This is a genomic window from Priestia sp. USM5 (assembly GCF_058323215.1).
Window position 1 is genome coordinate 1,469,040 of sequence record NZ_JBSGKN010000001.1, and the last position, 15,112, is coordinate 1,484,151.

Below are 15,112 nucleotides of genomic sequence, written 5' to 3' on the forward strand. Positions count from 1 at the left end.
GATAGATACTGAAAGAATAAATGATGGCGGCCAAAAGGCCGCCATTTTGAATGGTTGATAAAAGGAGTGGCAGAAGAAATGATTCACATTTTACTGGCGGATGACGATGAGCATATGCGGCAATTGGTTCGTCACTATTTGCAGCTTGAAGGCTATATGGTGCATGAAGCAAAAGACGGGGAAGAAGCTTCGGGTCTGCTTGCTAAGCAGCACATTCATTTAGCGGTTGTCGATATTATGATGCCTCATAAAGATGGATATGAAGTTTGCGAAGAAATACGCAGCTACTATGATTTTCCCATTATTTTATTAACAGCAAAAGATCAGCTCGAAGACAAAGAAAAAGGCTTTTTAGCAGGAACGGATGACTATGTGACAAAGCCGTTTGAACCAAAAGAATTGATTTTCCGAATCAAAGCCCTGCTTCGCCGATACGAAGTGGTAAATGAAAAGATGATCGTGCTGAACAGCACCTCTATTGACCGAAAAAGCTATGAAGTGCACTGCAGCGGACGACTGTTCATTCTTCCAATGAAAGAATTTGAATTATTAGCTCAGCTCGCGAGCTATCCAGGAAGAATTTTCACAAGAGAAGAATTAATTCATCTGATATGGGGAGCGGATTTTAACGGAGATAACCGTACAATCGATGTACACGTAAAAAGGCTGCGCGAGCGGTTTGAACATACCGATGATTTTGTCATTACGACGGTTCGAGGCGTCGGCTATAAGCTTGAGGTGACGGCAAAATGAAGACGCTCTATTTGCGGATTGTCCTGACAACCATTGCTGTGATGGTATTTAGCAGTCTCCTCGCGTTTATTGTGGCGAACGTTTATTATCAGTACAGCTTAAAACCTTATAACGATCAAAAGCTTACGCGTATGGCAAAAGACATTGCGAGCTTTTACGAAAGCAATAGAGGCGTAGATCAACAGTCTTATTTACAGCATATTAGTAAACTTGGCTATCAAATATATGTCGTGGACAGCACCGGACATGAGACGTTTTACGGACGAGAGTTTAGAAACCAGCGCTTAGAAAAGAGTGCTGTCAAACAAGTATTAGACGGTAAAATGTATCACGGAATTGCAAACTTTCCTTCACAGGTGTTTGTGACGGGGTTTTTTGATAATGTGTTAGCTAATACCATCGGCGTGCCGTTAAAAGGAGAGGGTAACAAGCAGCAAGCGCTGTTTATTCGCCCTGATATTCAGCTGCAGTTCGGGGAAATGCGCATTTTTTTCTCGGTCATTTTACTGCTGATGATTGTATTAAGTATTTTATTTGTACTTATTAGCACGCGTTATTTAGTAAAACCAATCGTCAAGCTAACGGAAGCAACAAAGCAAGTGGCGAAAGGAAAATACAACGTTGAGCTGTACGTAAAGCGCCGAGACGAAATCGGCGCGCTTGCTTCACATTTTTCCGAAATGGCTAAAAGTTTAGAGCAGCTTGAAGAGATGCGCCAGGAATTTGTATCGAACGTGTCACATGAAATTCAGTCTCCGCTGGCGTCCATTCAAGGGTTTTCGAAAACGCTCCGTTCTGCTGACCTTTCAGATGAACAAAGAAATGAGTATCTGTCTATTATTGAAGAAGAAAGCCGGCGCATGTCGTCCCTCAGCAAACAGCTGCTTACGCTTGCTTCACTTGATAAAGAAAGTGAGCATATCGAAAAAAGCACGTTTGACGTTGCAACTCAAATCAAGCAAGTGCTGTTCATGACGGAGTGGAGCTGGCGTGAAAAAGAATTGGCCATTGAAATGGATCTTCCTTCAACGATGATTTCAGGCGATCAAAAACTGCTTCATCAAGTGTGGACAAATTTGATTACTAACAGCGTAAAGTTCACGGAAGAAGGAGGAACGCTGTCTCTTCGCGTTGGTATGGAAGATACGTATTGCCACGTGGAGTTTCAAGATACGGGAATCGGTATGTCAAAAGAAAGCCTCCCGCATATTTTTAATCGTTTTTATAAGGAAGATAAAGCAAGAAGCCGGACGGAAGGAAGCAGCGGTCTTGGTTTAGCGATTGTGAAGCAAATTGTCGACATGCACGGAGGTTCCATTCACGTTGAAAGCGAAAAAGGAAAAGGCAGCACTTTTCACGTCTATCTTCCGAAAATGTAATGAGCCGTTCATCTTCCATTCATTTTCTGTTTTTATACTTTAAATAGAATGAAAAAAGGAGATGAAAGAAAGATGTTTTTGGCTTTACGTGAATTAAAACATGCGAAGCTGCGCTACTTACTCATTGGCGTGATTATGGTGTTAATTGTATGGCTTGTACTTTTTGTATCAGGCTTAGCAAAAGGGCTTTCCTCTGACAATGCTTCAGCTGTTCAAGAAATGAAAGGAAATTACGTTGCGCTTCAAAAAGAAGCGGATCAGCGCCTGACGCGCTCTGTTTTATCAACAAACAAAACAGAAGATATTCAACAACTAAGCGGAAAGAAAAAAGCTGAGCCGCTTGGTGTGATGATGACAGCCGTTATAAATGAAGGAAAAGCGAAAAAAATAGACGCCTCGTTTTTTGCCATAAGCACAAGCGGCTTTTTAGCTCCGAACATAACGGAAGGGAAGATGATTACGGACGATGCGAAACATGAAGCCGTGGCGGACTCTTCGCTAAAAGAAGAAGGAGTAAAGCTAGGTGATACGATAAAAGATACGGCTTCAGGAAAAAGCTTTACAATTGTTGGTTTTACAAAAAATCAGTCGTTTAGTCACGCGCCTGTTATTCATATCAATCTTACAGAGTGGAAGACAATTGAAAGCACAGGTGCTTTTAATGCAGTCGTATTGAATATGAACAGCCAGCAAGCACAGACTCTTCAAAAAAAAGAAGCTGAAATCGATGTAATCAGTAAGGATGAAGCGTTAAAAGGAATTCCGGGTTATCAAGAAGAACAGGGCTCACTTTTAATGATGGTCGCGTTTCTGTTTATCATTGGAGCTTTTGTCTTAGCCGTTTTCTTCTATGTGATGACGCTTCAAAAAATGAATCAGTTTGGCGTGTTAAAAGCGATAGGAGCAAAAACAAGCTATTTAGCGCGAACGATTTTATCTCAAGTGGTTGTGTTAACTTTATGCAGTCTCGCTATTAGTATTGGATTGACATACGGAGTAGCTGCTATATTGCCTGATTCAATGCCATTTCACTTGGATTTATCGCTAATCGCAGGCTGCTCGGCGCTGTTTATAGCCGTTTCTGTACTGAGTTCATTATTGTCGCTGTATCGCGTAGCAAAAGTAGATGCGGTTGAAGCGATTGGGAGGGCTGTATAATGAGTGAAGAAAAATTAGTTTTAGAGAGTGTTAGCAAGTCGTTTGGAGACGGAGAAAACGCTGTAGTCGTGTTAAATGACCTATCGCTGCGTGTGAAAGCTGGAGAGCTTGTGGCTATAGTGGGGCCTTCTGGTTCTGGGAAAAGTACGTTTTTATCCATTGCAGGGGCGCTGCTTTCACCGTCTAGCGGACGTGTAATTATTGACGGAGACGAAATTAATAAAATGTCTCCATCACAAATGAACAGCATTCGTCTCAAGAAAATCGGCTTTATCTTTCAATCAGCTAATTTAATCCCGTATTTAACGGTTCGCGATCAGCTTCTTCTTGTCATGGAACTAGAAGGAAATCGAAATCAAGAAGCAAAAAAAAGAGCGGATGATTTGCTTGAAAAGCTCGGGCTTGCCCATCGAAAACATCACTATCCTGAAAGTCTATCCGGCGGAGAGCGCCAGCGGGTAGCGATTGCAAGAGCGTGGATGAATAACCCTGAAATTATCTTCGCAGACGAGCCGACGGCAAGCTTGGATTCAGAGCGAGGAAGAGCGGTCGTTCAAATGCTTGCAGATGAAGTGAAGCTAAGGGGAAAAGCGGCTGTAATGGTTACCCATGACCAAAGAATGCTGGATTTATGCGATCGCGTTGTGTGGATGGAAGATGGGAAATTAGTAGAATCAACTAGCGTGCAAGTCTAAAAAAGTGCTGCTCTTGACAAGAGCAGCACTTTTTTGCGTTCTTCATCATGTGCATATTTGTCGTCTCGGTTTGGCGCCTCCATACGTTCACTCCTTTATTAGTAAATCAGTTAGGTATTCATATTCCATTTTATTAAAAAGCGTGTATTGAAAATAAAGCAATGCTATTTAGAAAGTAAGAAACAGGAGATAACAGAACAATGAAGAAATAGTAAAAAGGTGATGAAATGATGAAGAAATGGAAGACAGCTGCAGGTGGACTTATCATAGCAAGCTTTACAGGATGTTCAAGCAGTGGATTTCTTGAAGAATTCCCGCCAAAAGCGTATCTCGAAGCAAGCAACCATCTTTATGAAACAAAAGTTGGCACTTACTGCTGGAAAAACACGTGTGTGGATAAAGCAGGCCCTTTAGAATTGTTAAAAACAGAACAGCCGATTAAAGTAAAAGCAAATGAATCGCTATCGCTTGTTATCAAGTATAAGCGGCAGCCCAACGAAAAGCATATGGCACAAATACAAAACAGCCATGAAGTGGAAATACCACTGAAGAAAAATAAGCTGAAAGCACCTTCTGAATCAGGCACGTACTACTACTCATATTCAGTGTGGTGGATGGATGAAAGTCAAAAAAATGTATCTAATGGAGATGCATCGTACGCGTTTGTATTGGAAGTGAAATAAGGAGAGAGCCTATGCAACCCCCTATTATTCTCATTGGACCTATATGCGCGGGTAAAACGACGGTTGGTGAAAAAGTAGCGCAAAAACTAAGTATTCCTCAGTGCTCAATGGACGAAGTGCGATTTTCTTACTACGAGGAAATAGGTTTCAGCAAAGAAACACAGCAGGACATTCGAGAAAAACAAGGGTTTCAGGGTATGTACGCCTATTGGAAGCCGTTTGAAGCCTATGCCGTTAAAAGAATACTAGAAGAGTACAAACATGCGGTCATTGATTTTGGCGCCGGTCACTCGGTCTACGAAGACATGGGACTGTTTCAGCAAGTAGAAAAGATATTAAAACCTTATCAGTCTCTATTTTTATTGCTTCCCAGTGCTGATAAAGAAGAGTCCATACAACTATTACATCAAAGACTGCAGCAAATAACGGATGATGAAGATGTTTTTAAGCTTAACAAACATTTTGTAACGCATCCGTCAAATGAGCTGCTGGCAAAGCAAACAATTTACACAAAGGAAAAGTCGGCAGATACAGTAGCAAAAGAAATTATTTCATCTATATCGAAGGAGTGAAAGCAATGATTAAAAAAATCGGTCAAATTATGGTGTATGTAAACGATCAAGATCAAGCGGTAAAGTTTTGGACAGAAAAAATGGGATTTCAGGTTATGTCCGAACAAAATAATGAACAAGGCATGAAGTGGATTGAGCTAGCGCCGGTAGCGGGTGCTGAAACAACCATTATCCTTCATAACAAACAGCTAATAGCAAAAATGCAGCCGGAATTAAATGTCGGGACACCTTCGCTTCTGTTTTTTACGGAGAATGTGGATGAATTATATAGAGAGTTAACTGCTAAAGGCGTAACGGTGGGAGAAATTGTATCGATGCCTTCAGGAAAAGTCTTTAATTTTTCAGACAGTGAAGGTAACTATTTTGCAGTTATGGAAAACGCGAATAATAAATAGAGCAAAAACAAAAAACACCGGGAGCATATATATTGTCTCGGTGTTTTACAGGCAAAGCAGGATAAGTTACTTTTCATTTTCATCTGCTGATTGGCAGTAGCAATACTATTCTTTATAAATTTACTCCTTTTCTTCATTATTTAACGCTATGATTGTATAAACGTGTATTAAGAGTCGCTTTAAGTTTCTAAAATTTAATAAGCCATTTCATAAATCAAGGAGTAATGCCTCTCATGATAAAATTAATAGGAGAAAAAGTGTTATTAAGAGAAGCGACACAGGAAGATGTTAATACGCTCTATTACTGGAAATACGAAGAGAAAAAACAAGAAGCGAAAAAATGGAATGCTCCGTACATACCAGATCGAAAGCTGACGAAAGAAAAGTATATGAATTCATGGGAAGAAGAGTATGAGATTTATCCATCAGTTCCCCGAATGCTTGCGGTTATTATTGATGAAATAGCTGTAGGAACGGTGAACTGTTACTGGGTGGACAAACGTACAAACTGGATGGAAACTGGAATTGTCATTTACGATTCAGACTATTGGAGCGGAGGATATGGATCAGAAGCTTATGGAATGTGGATCGACTTTTTATTTGAGTTTACACCTTTGCATAGACTCGGCATGTCTACGTGGTCAGGCAATATCAGAATGATCAAAACAGCGGCAAAAATAGGTATGAAAGAAGAAGCAAGAATCAGAGAAGCACGTATCGTAAACGGTGAATATTTTGATAGCGTCAAAATGGGAATTCTGCGAAGAGAATGGAACAAAAAGATGAAGCAGGAGCTCTAATACCCTTTGTGCTATGTTGTCATTGAACTAGACAGTTTAGTTTGATATATCCTAATATGGGGAATAGAGGGAAAATGGGGACGTGTGAAATTTTTATATAATTTAAAACTTCTTCCTTCATGAACGGAAGGAGTTTTTCTTATGTGAAATCATGTCATATGTGAAATCTGGTATGTATAAGATAGAAAATAGGCAATATAGCTGTCCTCTCTCATACTACAAAAAAGTTATAGCCAAGCTGTGCGTATCTTTATGAAAGAATGCACTTATGGCAGAGAGAATGATAGTTGCGATGGAGGTAACTAAATGAACGTTGATGGAGAAAATAAAGTTCCTCATTTTTATTCACTGCGGTCTGTTTCGCAAAAATTATTTGAGGTTATTACCAAACAGCTGAATGTCAGCACAACGTACGTAACTAGAAGAGGAGAAACAGCGATGACGGTCCTCAGCTCATATAACGAGAAGGAAGAGATTATTCCTGAAGGATACAGCGTTGAATACGGAGGTACATACTGCCGCTTAACTATTATGAATGACGGAGACGTTATGCATACGGCAAATCTGATGAAGGATGCCGTTACAAGACAGCTAGAAGTAACGGATCAATTGCAGGTAAAAGGTTTTTTAGGTGTTACATTAAAAGATTTAAAAGGAAATGTATTTGGAACACTCTGTGTAATGGACAAGGAAGAAAAAGAATTTTCAGGAGAAGATATTGCTTTTTTACAATCAATGGCAGGTATCTTATCCCATATGATCGATCTGGATGAAACACGATATCAGATGGGATTTTTAAGCGTCCCAATTATTCCGATTACAGAGGGGGTTTCGATTCTTTCTCTTCAAGGTATTATTGATAAAGAGCGTGCGGATCAGATTATGACAGATGTGCTTCACGATGCAGCTCATAATGAAATAGATTACTTTATCATTGATTTATCGAAGCTGCTTCTGAGAGAAAAAGAGTTTCCGAATTTCTTCTTGAAAATGATTACAGCACTTCAGCTCATGGGTGCTCAAGCAGTTATAACAGGTGTAACCCCCACATTTGCGAAAGAGCAAACTAAAAATCATGATTTGAGAAACTTACAGTTAAAAGTCGTGAAAAATATTCAACAAGCTCTTCAATGTGTGGGGTATAACTTAATCAAAACATGAACCAAGCCTTGGCTCTATCAGCCAGGGCTTATTTTTGTGTATGTATATAATTCAATACGAAACGAAAAACAAGCTGGTATGCTCAGAAGCTGTGAAAGCATCAAATGCAGCATAAAGTGAATATAGATAAAGAATGTAGCTTCATTGAAGCCTTGCGTGATGATCATTACGCACCTTTTGGTGGTGTAAGAAATAGCCGGGGGAGAGACCTGTGTATGGCTGATGACCCTTTTTGCTGTATGCAAAAACATCATGGGGGGAAATACATGCGAACAAACTTTAAAAGGTCCGCACAAACGGATGTGGATATGAGAAAGAAACAGCGGAGAACACTTCAGTCCACTTTAAACACAATAGGGATACTTATGTTTATTGGAATTTTGATCAGGTGGTGGACCGTGCCGTTCGCTATTAGTAAAGATCTCCGAATTTACTATAATCAAGATTTTCAAATGACATTGAACGAGTGTAAAGAGTTTCTTACGTTCGTTTTGTGCGCAGCAGGCGTGTATTTTATGTTAGTCAACGTCTACTTTTTAGGTAAGATAGGTAAAAAACTAGTCTATATCGTTCTTGTTTTACTTGCTGTTTTTAACCTCTATATGATGCTTATGCTTCTTGTCGCAGTGACGCATTAAAGTTAAAGTGTGAGTGTAGCTCAAAAAAAGAGGTCAACTTCCGGTGACTCTTTTGGATTGAGCTACGATTTTTCTATGTGAAAAACAGATAGATCTTCAGGCATCTTGATTAGCTGAGCTTCCATATTACTTCCACCTTTTGATATTTTCACTGACACATATGTAAACATTATGTACATTTTTACTTTCATACAATTCTATCAAATCCATTAAAACAGTTTTGTTTTTTAAATTCAACTAAAAAGTATTTTCATTATTTTTCCATAAGTTATCCAAGATAAGCGGCTATAGGGTTTAAAGAACAAAAGAAAATTGAAATGATTTTTTATGAGTTTTATATCTTGACGAAAAAATATTTCAGGAATAAGATAGGTTACATAAAGTAACGAATGAAAGAAAAGTTACTTTTTAAAGATTATATTTTTCCTAACAGGAGGAAGAGATATGGAAGCGATGACTTTTGTTTTATTCGGTTCAACAGGTGATTTAGCGAAACGCAAAATTTATCCTGCACTCTATAATTTATTTGTAGACGGGAAAATCCCTAAATCAATTTCTGTTGTAGGACTAGGCAGAAGGGAGATGTCCGACGCTGACTTTCAGGAAAAAGTAAAAGAGTCTATTCATACTTTTTCACGTCGCGTCGAAAAAGATTCATCTCTTATGCAGCATTTTCTTTCAGCTTTTCGCTACAGCCCATTGGATGCAACGAATGCTGAAGATTATAAAAAGTTGTTAAATCTAGTAAAAGCACGCGAAGAGGAACGAAACATTCCAAGCAACCGAATGTTTTATCTATCCGTTGCACCAGAATTTTTTGGTACGATTGCCGAGCATATTAAAGACAGTGGCTTAGGTGCTACAAAAGGTTGGAAACGGTTAATTATTGAAAAACCGTTTGGCCATGATCTACAGTCAGCTCGTCAATTAAACGAAAACTTAAGCAAAGCGTTTAAAGAAGAAGAGATTTACCGCATTGACCACTATCTTGGCAAGTCGATGGTACAAAATTTAGAAGCGCTGGAATTCGCTAATCCTATTCTTCAATCATTATGGAATAACGAACATATTGCGAATATACAAATTACAGCAAGTGAAACGGTCGGCGTAGAGGAAAGAGCAAGCTATTATGACCATTCAGGAGCCATTCGAGATATGGTTCAAAATCATATGCTGCAAATGCTGATGATGACGGCTATGCACTTACCGGCCCGCATTAGCGCTGATGATATTCGAAACGAAAAAATAAATGTGTTAAAAGCGCTTCGTCCGCTTGTAAAAGAAGATATGGATCTAGACGTTGTTCGCGGTCAATATGAGGCTGGAAAAATAAACGGGGCTTCAGTGCCGAGCTACATAAATGAGCCCGACGTATCACCATCTTCTCAGACGGACACGTTTTTAGCAGCCAGACTATATATCGATAATTCGCTTTGGAAAGGCGTTCCTTTCTACATTCGTACAGGGAAAAGAATGGTGGAAAAAGCGACGCGAATTGTTATTGAATTCAAAGACTCGCTAAAAGAGTTGTACTTAGACAAAGGAGAAACAACATCTCCAAATCTGTTGATCATTGAAATTAACCCGCACGAAAATATTACGCTGCAGTTAAACAGCAAAAATCCATTTAATCATGGTCATATTGAGCCTGTACAAATTAATTTTTCAGGTCAGCAAGAAGGAGCGCCGGAAGCATATGAACGCCTTATTGCAGATGCATGCGCCGGAGATTCTACATTTTTTGCTCATTGGAAAGAAGTAGAGCTAGCTTGGGAATGGGTTCAGCCGCTTCTTGAAGCGTTTGAGGAAAATACAGTGCCGCTTCACAAATATGCTGCTGGTTCACACGGCCCTGACGCATCAAATGAGCTTTTAGAAAAAGACGGTTTTAAATGGTGGTTAGATGAAGAAACAGCGAGTCAATCACGAGAAGTACAGACAGTTTAATACAAACAAATTGAAAGAAGGATGACACATGAGTACCAACATAGACACACTCGCAGTTAATACGATTCGCACCCTGTCAATTGACGCGGTGAACGCAGCTAATTCAGGACACCCTGGACTTCCAATGGGAGCGGCTCCGATGACCTATGCGCTATGGGCGAATCACTTACAGCATAATCCGGCAAATTCAAGCTGGTTTAACCGAGATCGTTTTATCTTATCAGCCGGTCATGGCTCAAGCTTGCTGTATAGCATGCTGCATCTAAGCGGATACAATGTATCAGTAGAGGATTTAAAAAGCTTCCGCAAGCTAAATAGTAAAACACCGGGTCATCCTGAATTTGGCCATACGGATGGCGTAGAAGCAACAACAGGTCCTTTAGGTCAAGGAATTGCAAATGCAGTCGGAATGGCAATGGCAGAAGCCCACTTAGCAGCAAAATTTAATAAACCAAATTTCTCTGTTATTGATCACTATACGTATACGTTAGTAGGCGATGGTGACTTAATGGAAGGCATTTCTTATGAAGCGATGTCAATGGCTGGCCATATGAAGCTTGGTAAACTTATTGCTTTATATGACTCCAACGATATTTCGTTAGACGGGGAATTAAATCTTTCATTTAGCGAAAATATCCAAAAAAGAGCGGAATCTGCAAACTGGCAGTATTTACGTGTAGAAGATGGAAATGACGTGGATGAAATCACAAGCGCCATCGAAAAAGCGAAACAGAACACGGAACAGCCAACGCTCATTGAAGTGAGAACAATTATTGGCTACGGAAGTCCAAAAGTAGCGGGAACAAATAAAGCACACGGCAATCCCCTTGGAGAAGAAGAAGCAAAAGCAACAAAACAAGCCTACGGCTGGAAAACGGAAGAAAACTTCTATGTTCCAGAAGAAGTAAAAGCTCATTTTGAAAAGCTAGAAGAAAAAGGGATGAAAGCAGAAGCAGAGTGGAACGAACTGTTTGCTTCTTACCAAAAAGAATACCCTATGCTGGCTGATGAATTAGAGCGTGCCATTACGGGCGAAGCGTTAATTGAAGTGAATGATATTTTAACATTCTCATCAGAAAAAGCGATGTCGACTCGTGTTGCAAGCGGGGAAGCGATTAATTATTTCACTAAATCTGTGCCATCTATTTTTGGAGGCAGTGCTGATTTATCGCATTCCACGATGACGGACATTAAAGAAGAAGGCCCTTACGCACCCGGATATTTCGGTAATCGAAATATTTATTTCGGCGTACGTGAACATGCAATGGGAGCGGCCGGTAATGGAATGGCCCTTCACGGCGGTGTGAAGCCGTTTGTCAGCACATTCTTTGTTTTTAATGATTACTTGCGTCCAGCGATTCGTTTAGCTGCACTGCAAAAGCTGCCGGTCACATATGTGTTTACTCATGATTCCATAGCAGTAGGAGAAGATGGACCAACTCATGAGCCGGTTGAACATTTAGCTTCTCTTCGTGCAATTCCAGGGCTTACCGTAATCCGTCCGTCTGATGCAAACGAAACAGCAAGCGCTTGGGCTTATGCGCTTCAGCAAGCGGAAGGTCCTATAGCCTTAGTGCTTAGCCGTCAAAACTTGCCCGTATTTGAAGAAACAAAACAAAATATCAACGACCTAGCTAAAGGTGCTTACGTATTAACCGAAACAAACGATAACCCGGAGATGATTTTCATCGCCACAGGTTCTGAAGTAGCACTAGCGGTCAGTGCAAAAGCTCAGCTAGAACGTGAAGGTACATCCGTACGGGTTGTAGCAATGCCTAGCTGGGAGCTGTTTAACAAACAGTCAAAAGAGTATCAAGAGCGCGTCTTGCCTGAATCTGTTTCAAAAAGAATCTCTCTAGAAATGGGAATTTCACTTGGCTGGGAACGTTTTGTAGGACAAAAAGGAAAAGTGTTAGCTATTGACACATTCGGTGCTTCAGGAACCGGAGCTGATGTGATGAAGCTGTTTGGATTCACAGAAGAAAACGTAGTAGCACAGGCAAATGAATTACTAAAGGCTTAAATAAGAAGATAAAAAGATAAATAGAAGGAGCGGTTCACATGAAAGTAGGATTAGTTGGTTTAGGGAAAATGGGGATTAACTTAGGACAAAACTTACTGGATCAGCGTCATGACGTTGTAGCATTTGACGTAAATTCAAACGCAGTTGAACAAATGAAAGGGTACGGTGCTTCAGGAGTATCAAGCTTACAGGAGCTTGTTCAGTCACTCGAAACACCAAGAGTTGTATGGCTGATGGTTCCTCATACGGTTGTTGATTCTGTTATTAGTGAAGTGACGCCTCTTTTAGCTGAAGGAGATATCGTTATTGAAGCCGGAAACTCTCATTACAAAGAGTCTATTCGACGCTATAACGAGTTAAAAGAAAACAAAATCCACTTTATGGACGTTGGAACATCCGGCGGAATGGAAGGCGCTCGTAACGGCGCTTGCTATATGATCGGCGGAGATCGTGAAGCGTGGGAAATTGTTGAACCTATTTTCCGCGATACAGCAGTAGAAAACGGATATCTATACGCTGGAGAAGCAGGCAGCGGGCACTTTTTAAAAATGGTTCATAACGGGATTGAATACGGCATGATGGCTGCAATCGGAGAAGGATTTGAAGTTCTTGAAAAAAGCCAGTTCGACTACGATTACGAAAAAGTGGCGAGAGTGTGGAACAATGGATCTGTTATTCGTTCATGGCTCATGGAATTAACCGAAAATGCATTCTCTAAAGATGCTAAGCTAGATGACATCAAAGGAGTTATGAACTCTTCTGGTGAAGGAAAATGGACGGTAGAAACTGCTCTAGACCTTCAAACAGCTACACCGGTTATTGCGATGTCTTTACTGATGCGCTATCGCTCGCTTGAAGATGATACCTTTACAGGAAAGGTAGTTTCCGCGCTTCGAAACGAGTTTGGCGGTCATGCTGTGGAAAAGAAATAACAAGTGAAATAGTGGGTATAGTAAAAAAAACTAATGGAGGAATGAAAAAATGAAATTTTTTATTGATACTGCAAACCTTGACGATATTAAAAAAGCATACAAAGTGGGCGTTTTATCTGGCGTCACAACAAACCCTTCTCTTGTTGCAAAAGAAGGCGTAAAGTTTGAAGATCGTATTGAAGAAATTTTAAAAACCGTTCCAGAAGTAGAATCCGTTTCAGCAGAAGTGACGCCGGATGCCGAAACAGCAGAAGACATGATTGCCCAAGCAGAAGAACTAATCAAAATTAACGGCGGGGATCAAAACATTACGATTAAGCTTCCAATGACAATTGCTGGATTAGAAGCGACTCGCTACCTTGCTAAAAAAGGTGTAAAAACAAACGTAACGCTTATTTTCACTGTAAACCAAGCACTTTTAGCAGCTCGTGCAGGTGCAACATATGTATCTCCGTTCCTTGGTCGCCTTGATGATATTTCAGAAGACGGCGTGCAGCTTGTGGCTAAAATTGCCGAGCTGTTCCGCATTCAAAATATCGACTCTCAAATCATTGCGGCTTCTGTAAGACATCCGGATCACGTTACACGCGTAGCCCTTGCCGGAGCTCATATTGCAACTATTCCATATTCAGTAATCGAGCAGCTTGTCAAACATCCTTTAACCGAACAAGGAATTGAAAAGTTTGCGGCTGATTGGAAAAACGCTGTTCAAAACTAAGTAAAAGATAAAGAACGTGCGCATTCTAGAAAAAGAATGCACGCGTTCTCTCATAATATCCTTAAAGAGGTAAACATCATGAATACAGTAGACGCTAAAATTATTAAAACCCAATACGGTTCAGAAGTTTATGTAGATGATGCAGAGCATATTAACTTTAAAAGCCTTCATGCGCCGAAAGTTAATCAGCCGCTCTATCGCATTGAATTTGAAATTGGCTACTTTTTATTAAAAGAACACAGATATTACGAATACGAAAAGAACTATTTTTGGCTTGCAGTAAGCGAAGATTTTAGTAAGCTAACTATTCAAGAACCTGATATGGAGAGCTTATTTGGAGCTAAAAGCGAAGACGAAAGAAAGGCGACAAAAGCGCTTTTAAGTCAGTGGCTCATTCATACCGAGGCTTATAAAAAACAATTAAACCAGCATATTAATGACTGCAAAAAAAGTAATGAAACAAATAAGGGCATAACGGCTGTTTTAGAAAAGTTGCTGGCTATATCAGCAGCAGACATCGAACAAGCCCCTATTGAGAAATTAGCTGCCTCACGAGCAGTTTGACTTAAAAAGTAGGTAAGCATTCATAACTGCAATAGAAAAAGATGCTTCGCTTAAAACGCGAAGCATCTTTTTCATTTTTTATAAAGAGCGGTTTTATCTTTAGGAAAGGTTCTTTCCGCTAAAGTACCTGTTACTTAAATAACTTATACCAATATAAAGTGGTTTCAATAGTAGGATTATATGACTGCTTTAGTGTGTCAACTCCACCTAGTATAAACCCTTGTTTCACATAAAATCTACATGCACCAAGATTATCATCTTGTGCTTCCAAGGACATTCCTATAAGTTTTCTTTGTTTTGCCCACTCTTCTGCTTTATTTAAAAGCAACTTTCCGACTCCACTGCCGCTATAATCTTTTTTAGTAGCAATGTTTTCAATATAACAGAAGCGATTCCAATCCTTACTTATTCTAATCTGTCCTATGCAAGTAGTATTCATATAAGCTAAAAACAAAGATTTATCCTCTTGGTTTATATATTGGTTCCAATCAAGTTTGTCATCTGGAAAACGTGTTTCTCTAGCTTCATCAAAAAGAACTTCTTTATAAGACCACTTGCCTGATTGTAAACTGGGGACAACTCTACCATATAGCTTAAAATAATCATTTGTTATATTGATATCCTCTATTAAGTCATTATTTAATGGAGAAATAGTGAGTTTACTTTCACTACCCAATAGTACACACTTCCTTTT

General features: G+C 39.8%; 16 protein-coding genes. 15 read left to right on the forward strand and 1 reads right to left on the reverse strand.

The annotated features are described in order from the left end of the window. Positions 1-78: 78 nt before the first annotated feature. The 15 genes from ACWATA_RS07995 (at position 79) to ACWATA_RS08065 (ending at position 14,418) form a co-directional block, all read left to right on the forward strand. Positions 79-753: a response regulator transcription factor gene (locus tag ACWATA_RS07995; protein WP_028414515.1), complete on the forward strand. Its 675-nt coding sequence runs from the start codon at positions 79-81 to the stop codon at positions 751-753. Beyond that, the gene (locus ACWATA_RS08000) at positions 750-2,132 is read left to right on the forward strand and encodes a sensor histidine kinase (RefSeq protein ID WP_328152971.1); all 1,383 of its coding nucleotides are present in this window, start codon (positions 750-752) and stop codon (positions 2,130-2,132) included. The genes ACWATA_RS07995 and ACWATA_RS08000 overlap by 4 nt, the downstream gene beginning before the upstream one ends. Positions 2,133-2,204: 72 nt before the next feature. Then, positions 2,205-3,290: an ABC transporter permease gene (locus ACWATA_RS08005; RefSeq protein WP_155009979.1), complete on the forward strand. Its 1,086-nt coding sequence runs from the start codon at positions 2,205-2,207 to the stop codon at positions 3,288-3,290. Next, entirely contained in the window at positions 3,290-3,985 is a 696-nt protein-coding gene (locus tag ACWATA_RS08010; RefSeq protein ID WP_473049749.1) for an ABC transporter ATP-binding protein, read from the forward strand. Before ACWATA_RS08005 ends, ACWATA_RS08010 begins: the two co-directional genes overlap by 1 nt. Before the next feature lie 230 nt (positions 3,986-4,215). After that, on the forward strand, positions 4,216-4,668 hold the full coding sequence (locus ACWATA_RS08015) for a hypothetical protein (RefSeq protein ID WP_226313302.1): 453 nt from the start codon (positions 4,216-4,218) through the stop codon (positions 4,666-4,668). Between the two features lie 11 nt (positions 4,669-4,679). After that, positions 4,680-5,240, forward strand: coding sequence for a shikimate kinase (locus ACWATA_RS08020; RefSeq protein WP_028414510.1), 561 nt, complete (start codon positions 4,680-4,682; stop codon positions 5,238-5,240). Between the two features lie 5 nt (positions 5,241-5,245). Next, positions 5,246-5,635, forward strand: coding sequence for a VOC family protein (locus tag ACWATA_RS08025; protein WP_473049750.1), 390 nt, complete (start codon positions 5,246-5,248; stop codon positions 5,633-5,635). A 233-nt stretch (positions 5,636-5,868) separates the two neighbouring features. After that, positions 5,869-6,435 (forward strand): GNAT family N-acetyltransferase, encoded by a 567-nt coding sequence (locus tag ACWATA_RS08030; protein ID WP_028414508.1) that lies wholly within the window; start codon positions 5,869-5,871, stop codon positions 6,433-6,435. 306 nt (positions 6,436-6,741) lie between these two features. Next, positions 6,742-7,596 (forward strand): GAF domain-containing protein, encoded by an 855-nt coding sequence (locus tag ACWATA_RS08035; RefSeq protein WP_473049751.1) that lies wholly within the window; start codon positions 6,742-6,744, stop codon positions 7,594-7,596. Between the two features lie 266 nt (positions 7,597-7,862). Further along, positions 7,863-8,234, forward strand: coding sequence for a hypothetical protein (locus ACWATA_RS08040; protein ID WP_034328210.1), 372 nt, complete (start codon positions 7,863-7,865; stop codon positions 8,232-8,234). Between the two features lie 444 nt (positions 8,235-8,678). Continuing rightward, complete coding sequence (gene zwf, locus ACWATA_RS08045) at positions 8,679-10,181, forward strand: glucose-6-phosphate dehydrogenase (RefSeq protein ID WP_473049752.1); 1,503 nt, start codon at positions 8,679-8,681, stop codon at positions 10,179-10,181. 28 nt (positions 10,182-10,209) lie between these two features. Further along, positions 10,210-12,204: a transketolase gene (gene tkt / locus ACWATA_RS08050; RefSeq protein ID WP_473049753.1), complete on the forward strand. Its 1,995-nt coding sequence runs from the start codon at positions 10,210-10,212 to the stop codon at positions 12,202-12,204. Positions 12,205-12,242: 38 nt separating this feature from the next. Further along, entirely contained in the window at positions 12,243-13,136 is an 894-nt protein-coding gene (gene gnd / locus ACWATA_RS08055) for a phosphogluconate dehydrogenase (NAD(+)-dependent, decarboxylating) (RefSeq protein WP_047750468.1), read from the forward strand. Positions 13,137-13,185: 49 nt separating this feature from the next. After that, positions 13,186-13,854, forward strand: a complete 669-nt coding sequence (gene fsa / locus ACWATA_RS08060) for a fructose-6-phosphate aldolase (protein ID WP_014459236.1) — start codon at positions 13,186-13,188, stop codon at positions 13,852-13,854. 78 nt (positions 13,855-13,932) lie between these two features. Next, positions 13,933-14,418, forward strand: coding sequence for a hypothetical protein (locus ACWATA_RS08065; protein WP_473049754.1), 486 nt, complete (start codon positions 13,933-13,935; stop codon positions 14,416-14,418). A gap of 130 nt (positions 14,419-14,548) precedes the next feature. Here the strand turns inward: ACWATA_RS08065 and ACWATA_RS08070 are convergent, their stop codons facing one another. Further along, the gene (locus ACWATA_RS08070) at positions 14,549-15,094 is read right to left on the reverse strand and encodes a GNAT family N-acetyltransferase (RefSeq protein WP_473049755.1); all 546 of its coding nucleotides are present in this window, start codon (positions 15,092-15,094) and stop codon (positions 14,549-14,551) included. Positions 15,095-15,112: the final 18 nt, after the last annotated feature.

What these genes read in the sequence shown, in the direction of transcription:
- ACWATA_RS08005 (WP_155009979.1), top strand. Translation starts at nt 2,205, where the DNA reads ATGTTTTTGGCTTTACGTGAATTAAAACATGCGAAGCTGCGCTACTTA.
- ACWATA_RS08065 (WP_473049754.1), top strand. Translation starts at nt 13,933, where the DNA reads ATGAATACAGTAGACGCTAAAATTATTAAAACCCAATACGGTTCAGAA.
- ACWATA_RS08040 (WP_034328210.1), top strand. Translation starts at nt 7,863, where the DNA reads ATGCGAACAAACTTTAAAAGGTCCGCACAAACGGATGTGGATATGAGA.
- ACWATA_RS08015 (WP_226313302.1), top strand. Translation starts at nt 4,216, where the DNA reads ATGAAGAAATGGAAGACAGCTGCAGGTGGACTTATCATAGCAAGCTTT.
- gnd (WP_047750468.1), top strand. Translation starts at nt 12,243, where the DNA reads ATGAAAGTAGGATTAGTTGGTTTAGGGAAAATGGGGATTAACTTAGGA.
- ACWATA_RS08000 (WP_328152971.1), top strand. Translation starts at nt 750, where the DNA reads ATGAAGACGCTCTATTTGCGGATTGTCCTGACAACCATTGCTGTGATG.
- ACWATA_RS08030 (WP_028414508.1), top strand. Translation starts at nt 5,869, where the DNA reads ATGATAAAATTAATAGGAGAAAAAGTGTTATTAAGAGAAGCGACACAG.
- ACWATA_RS08020 (WP_028414510.1), top strand. Translation starts at nt 4,680, where the DNA reads ATGCAACCCCCTATTATTCTCATTGGACCTATATGCGCGGGTAAAACG.
- ACWATA_RS08010 (WP_473049749.1), top strand. Translation starts at nt 3,290, where the DNA reads ATGAGTGAAGAAAAATTAGTTTTAGAGAGTGTTAGCAAGTCGTTTGGA.
- ACWATA_RS08035 (WP_473049751.1), top strand. Translation starts at nt 6,742, where the DNA reads ATGAACGTTGATGGAGAAAATAAAGTTCCTCATTTTTATTCACTGCGG.
- ACWATA_RS08025 (WP_473049750.1), top strand. Translation starts at nt 5,246, where the DNA reads ATGATTAAAAAAATCGGTCAAATTATGGTGTATGTAAACGATCAAGAT.
- zwf (WP_473049752.1), top strand. Translation starts at nt 8,679, where the DNA reads ATGGAAGCGATGACTTTTGTTTTATTCGGTTCAACAGGTGATTTAGCG.
- ACWATA_RS07995 (WP_028414515.1), top strand. Translation starts at nt 79, where the DNA reads ATGATTCACATTTTACTGGCGGATGACGATGAGCATATGCGGCAATTG.
- fsa (WP_014459236.1), top strand. Translation starts at nt 13,186, where the DNA reads ATGAAATTTTTTATTGATACTGCAAACCTTGACGATATTAAAAAAGCA.
- tkt (WP_473049753.1), top strand. Translation starts at nt 10,210, where the DNA reads ATGAGTACCAACATAGACACACTCGCAGTTAATACGATTCGCACCCTG.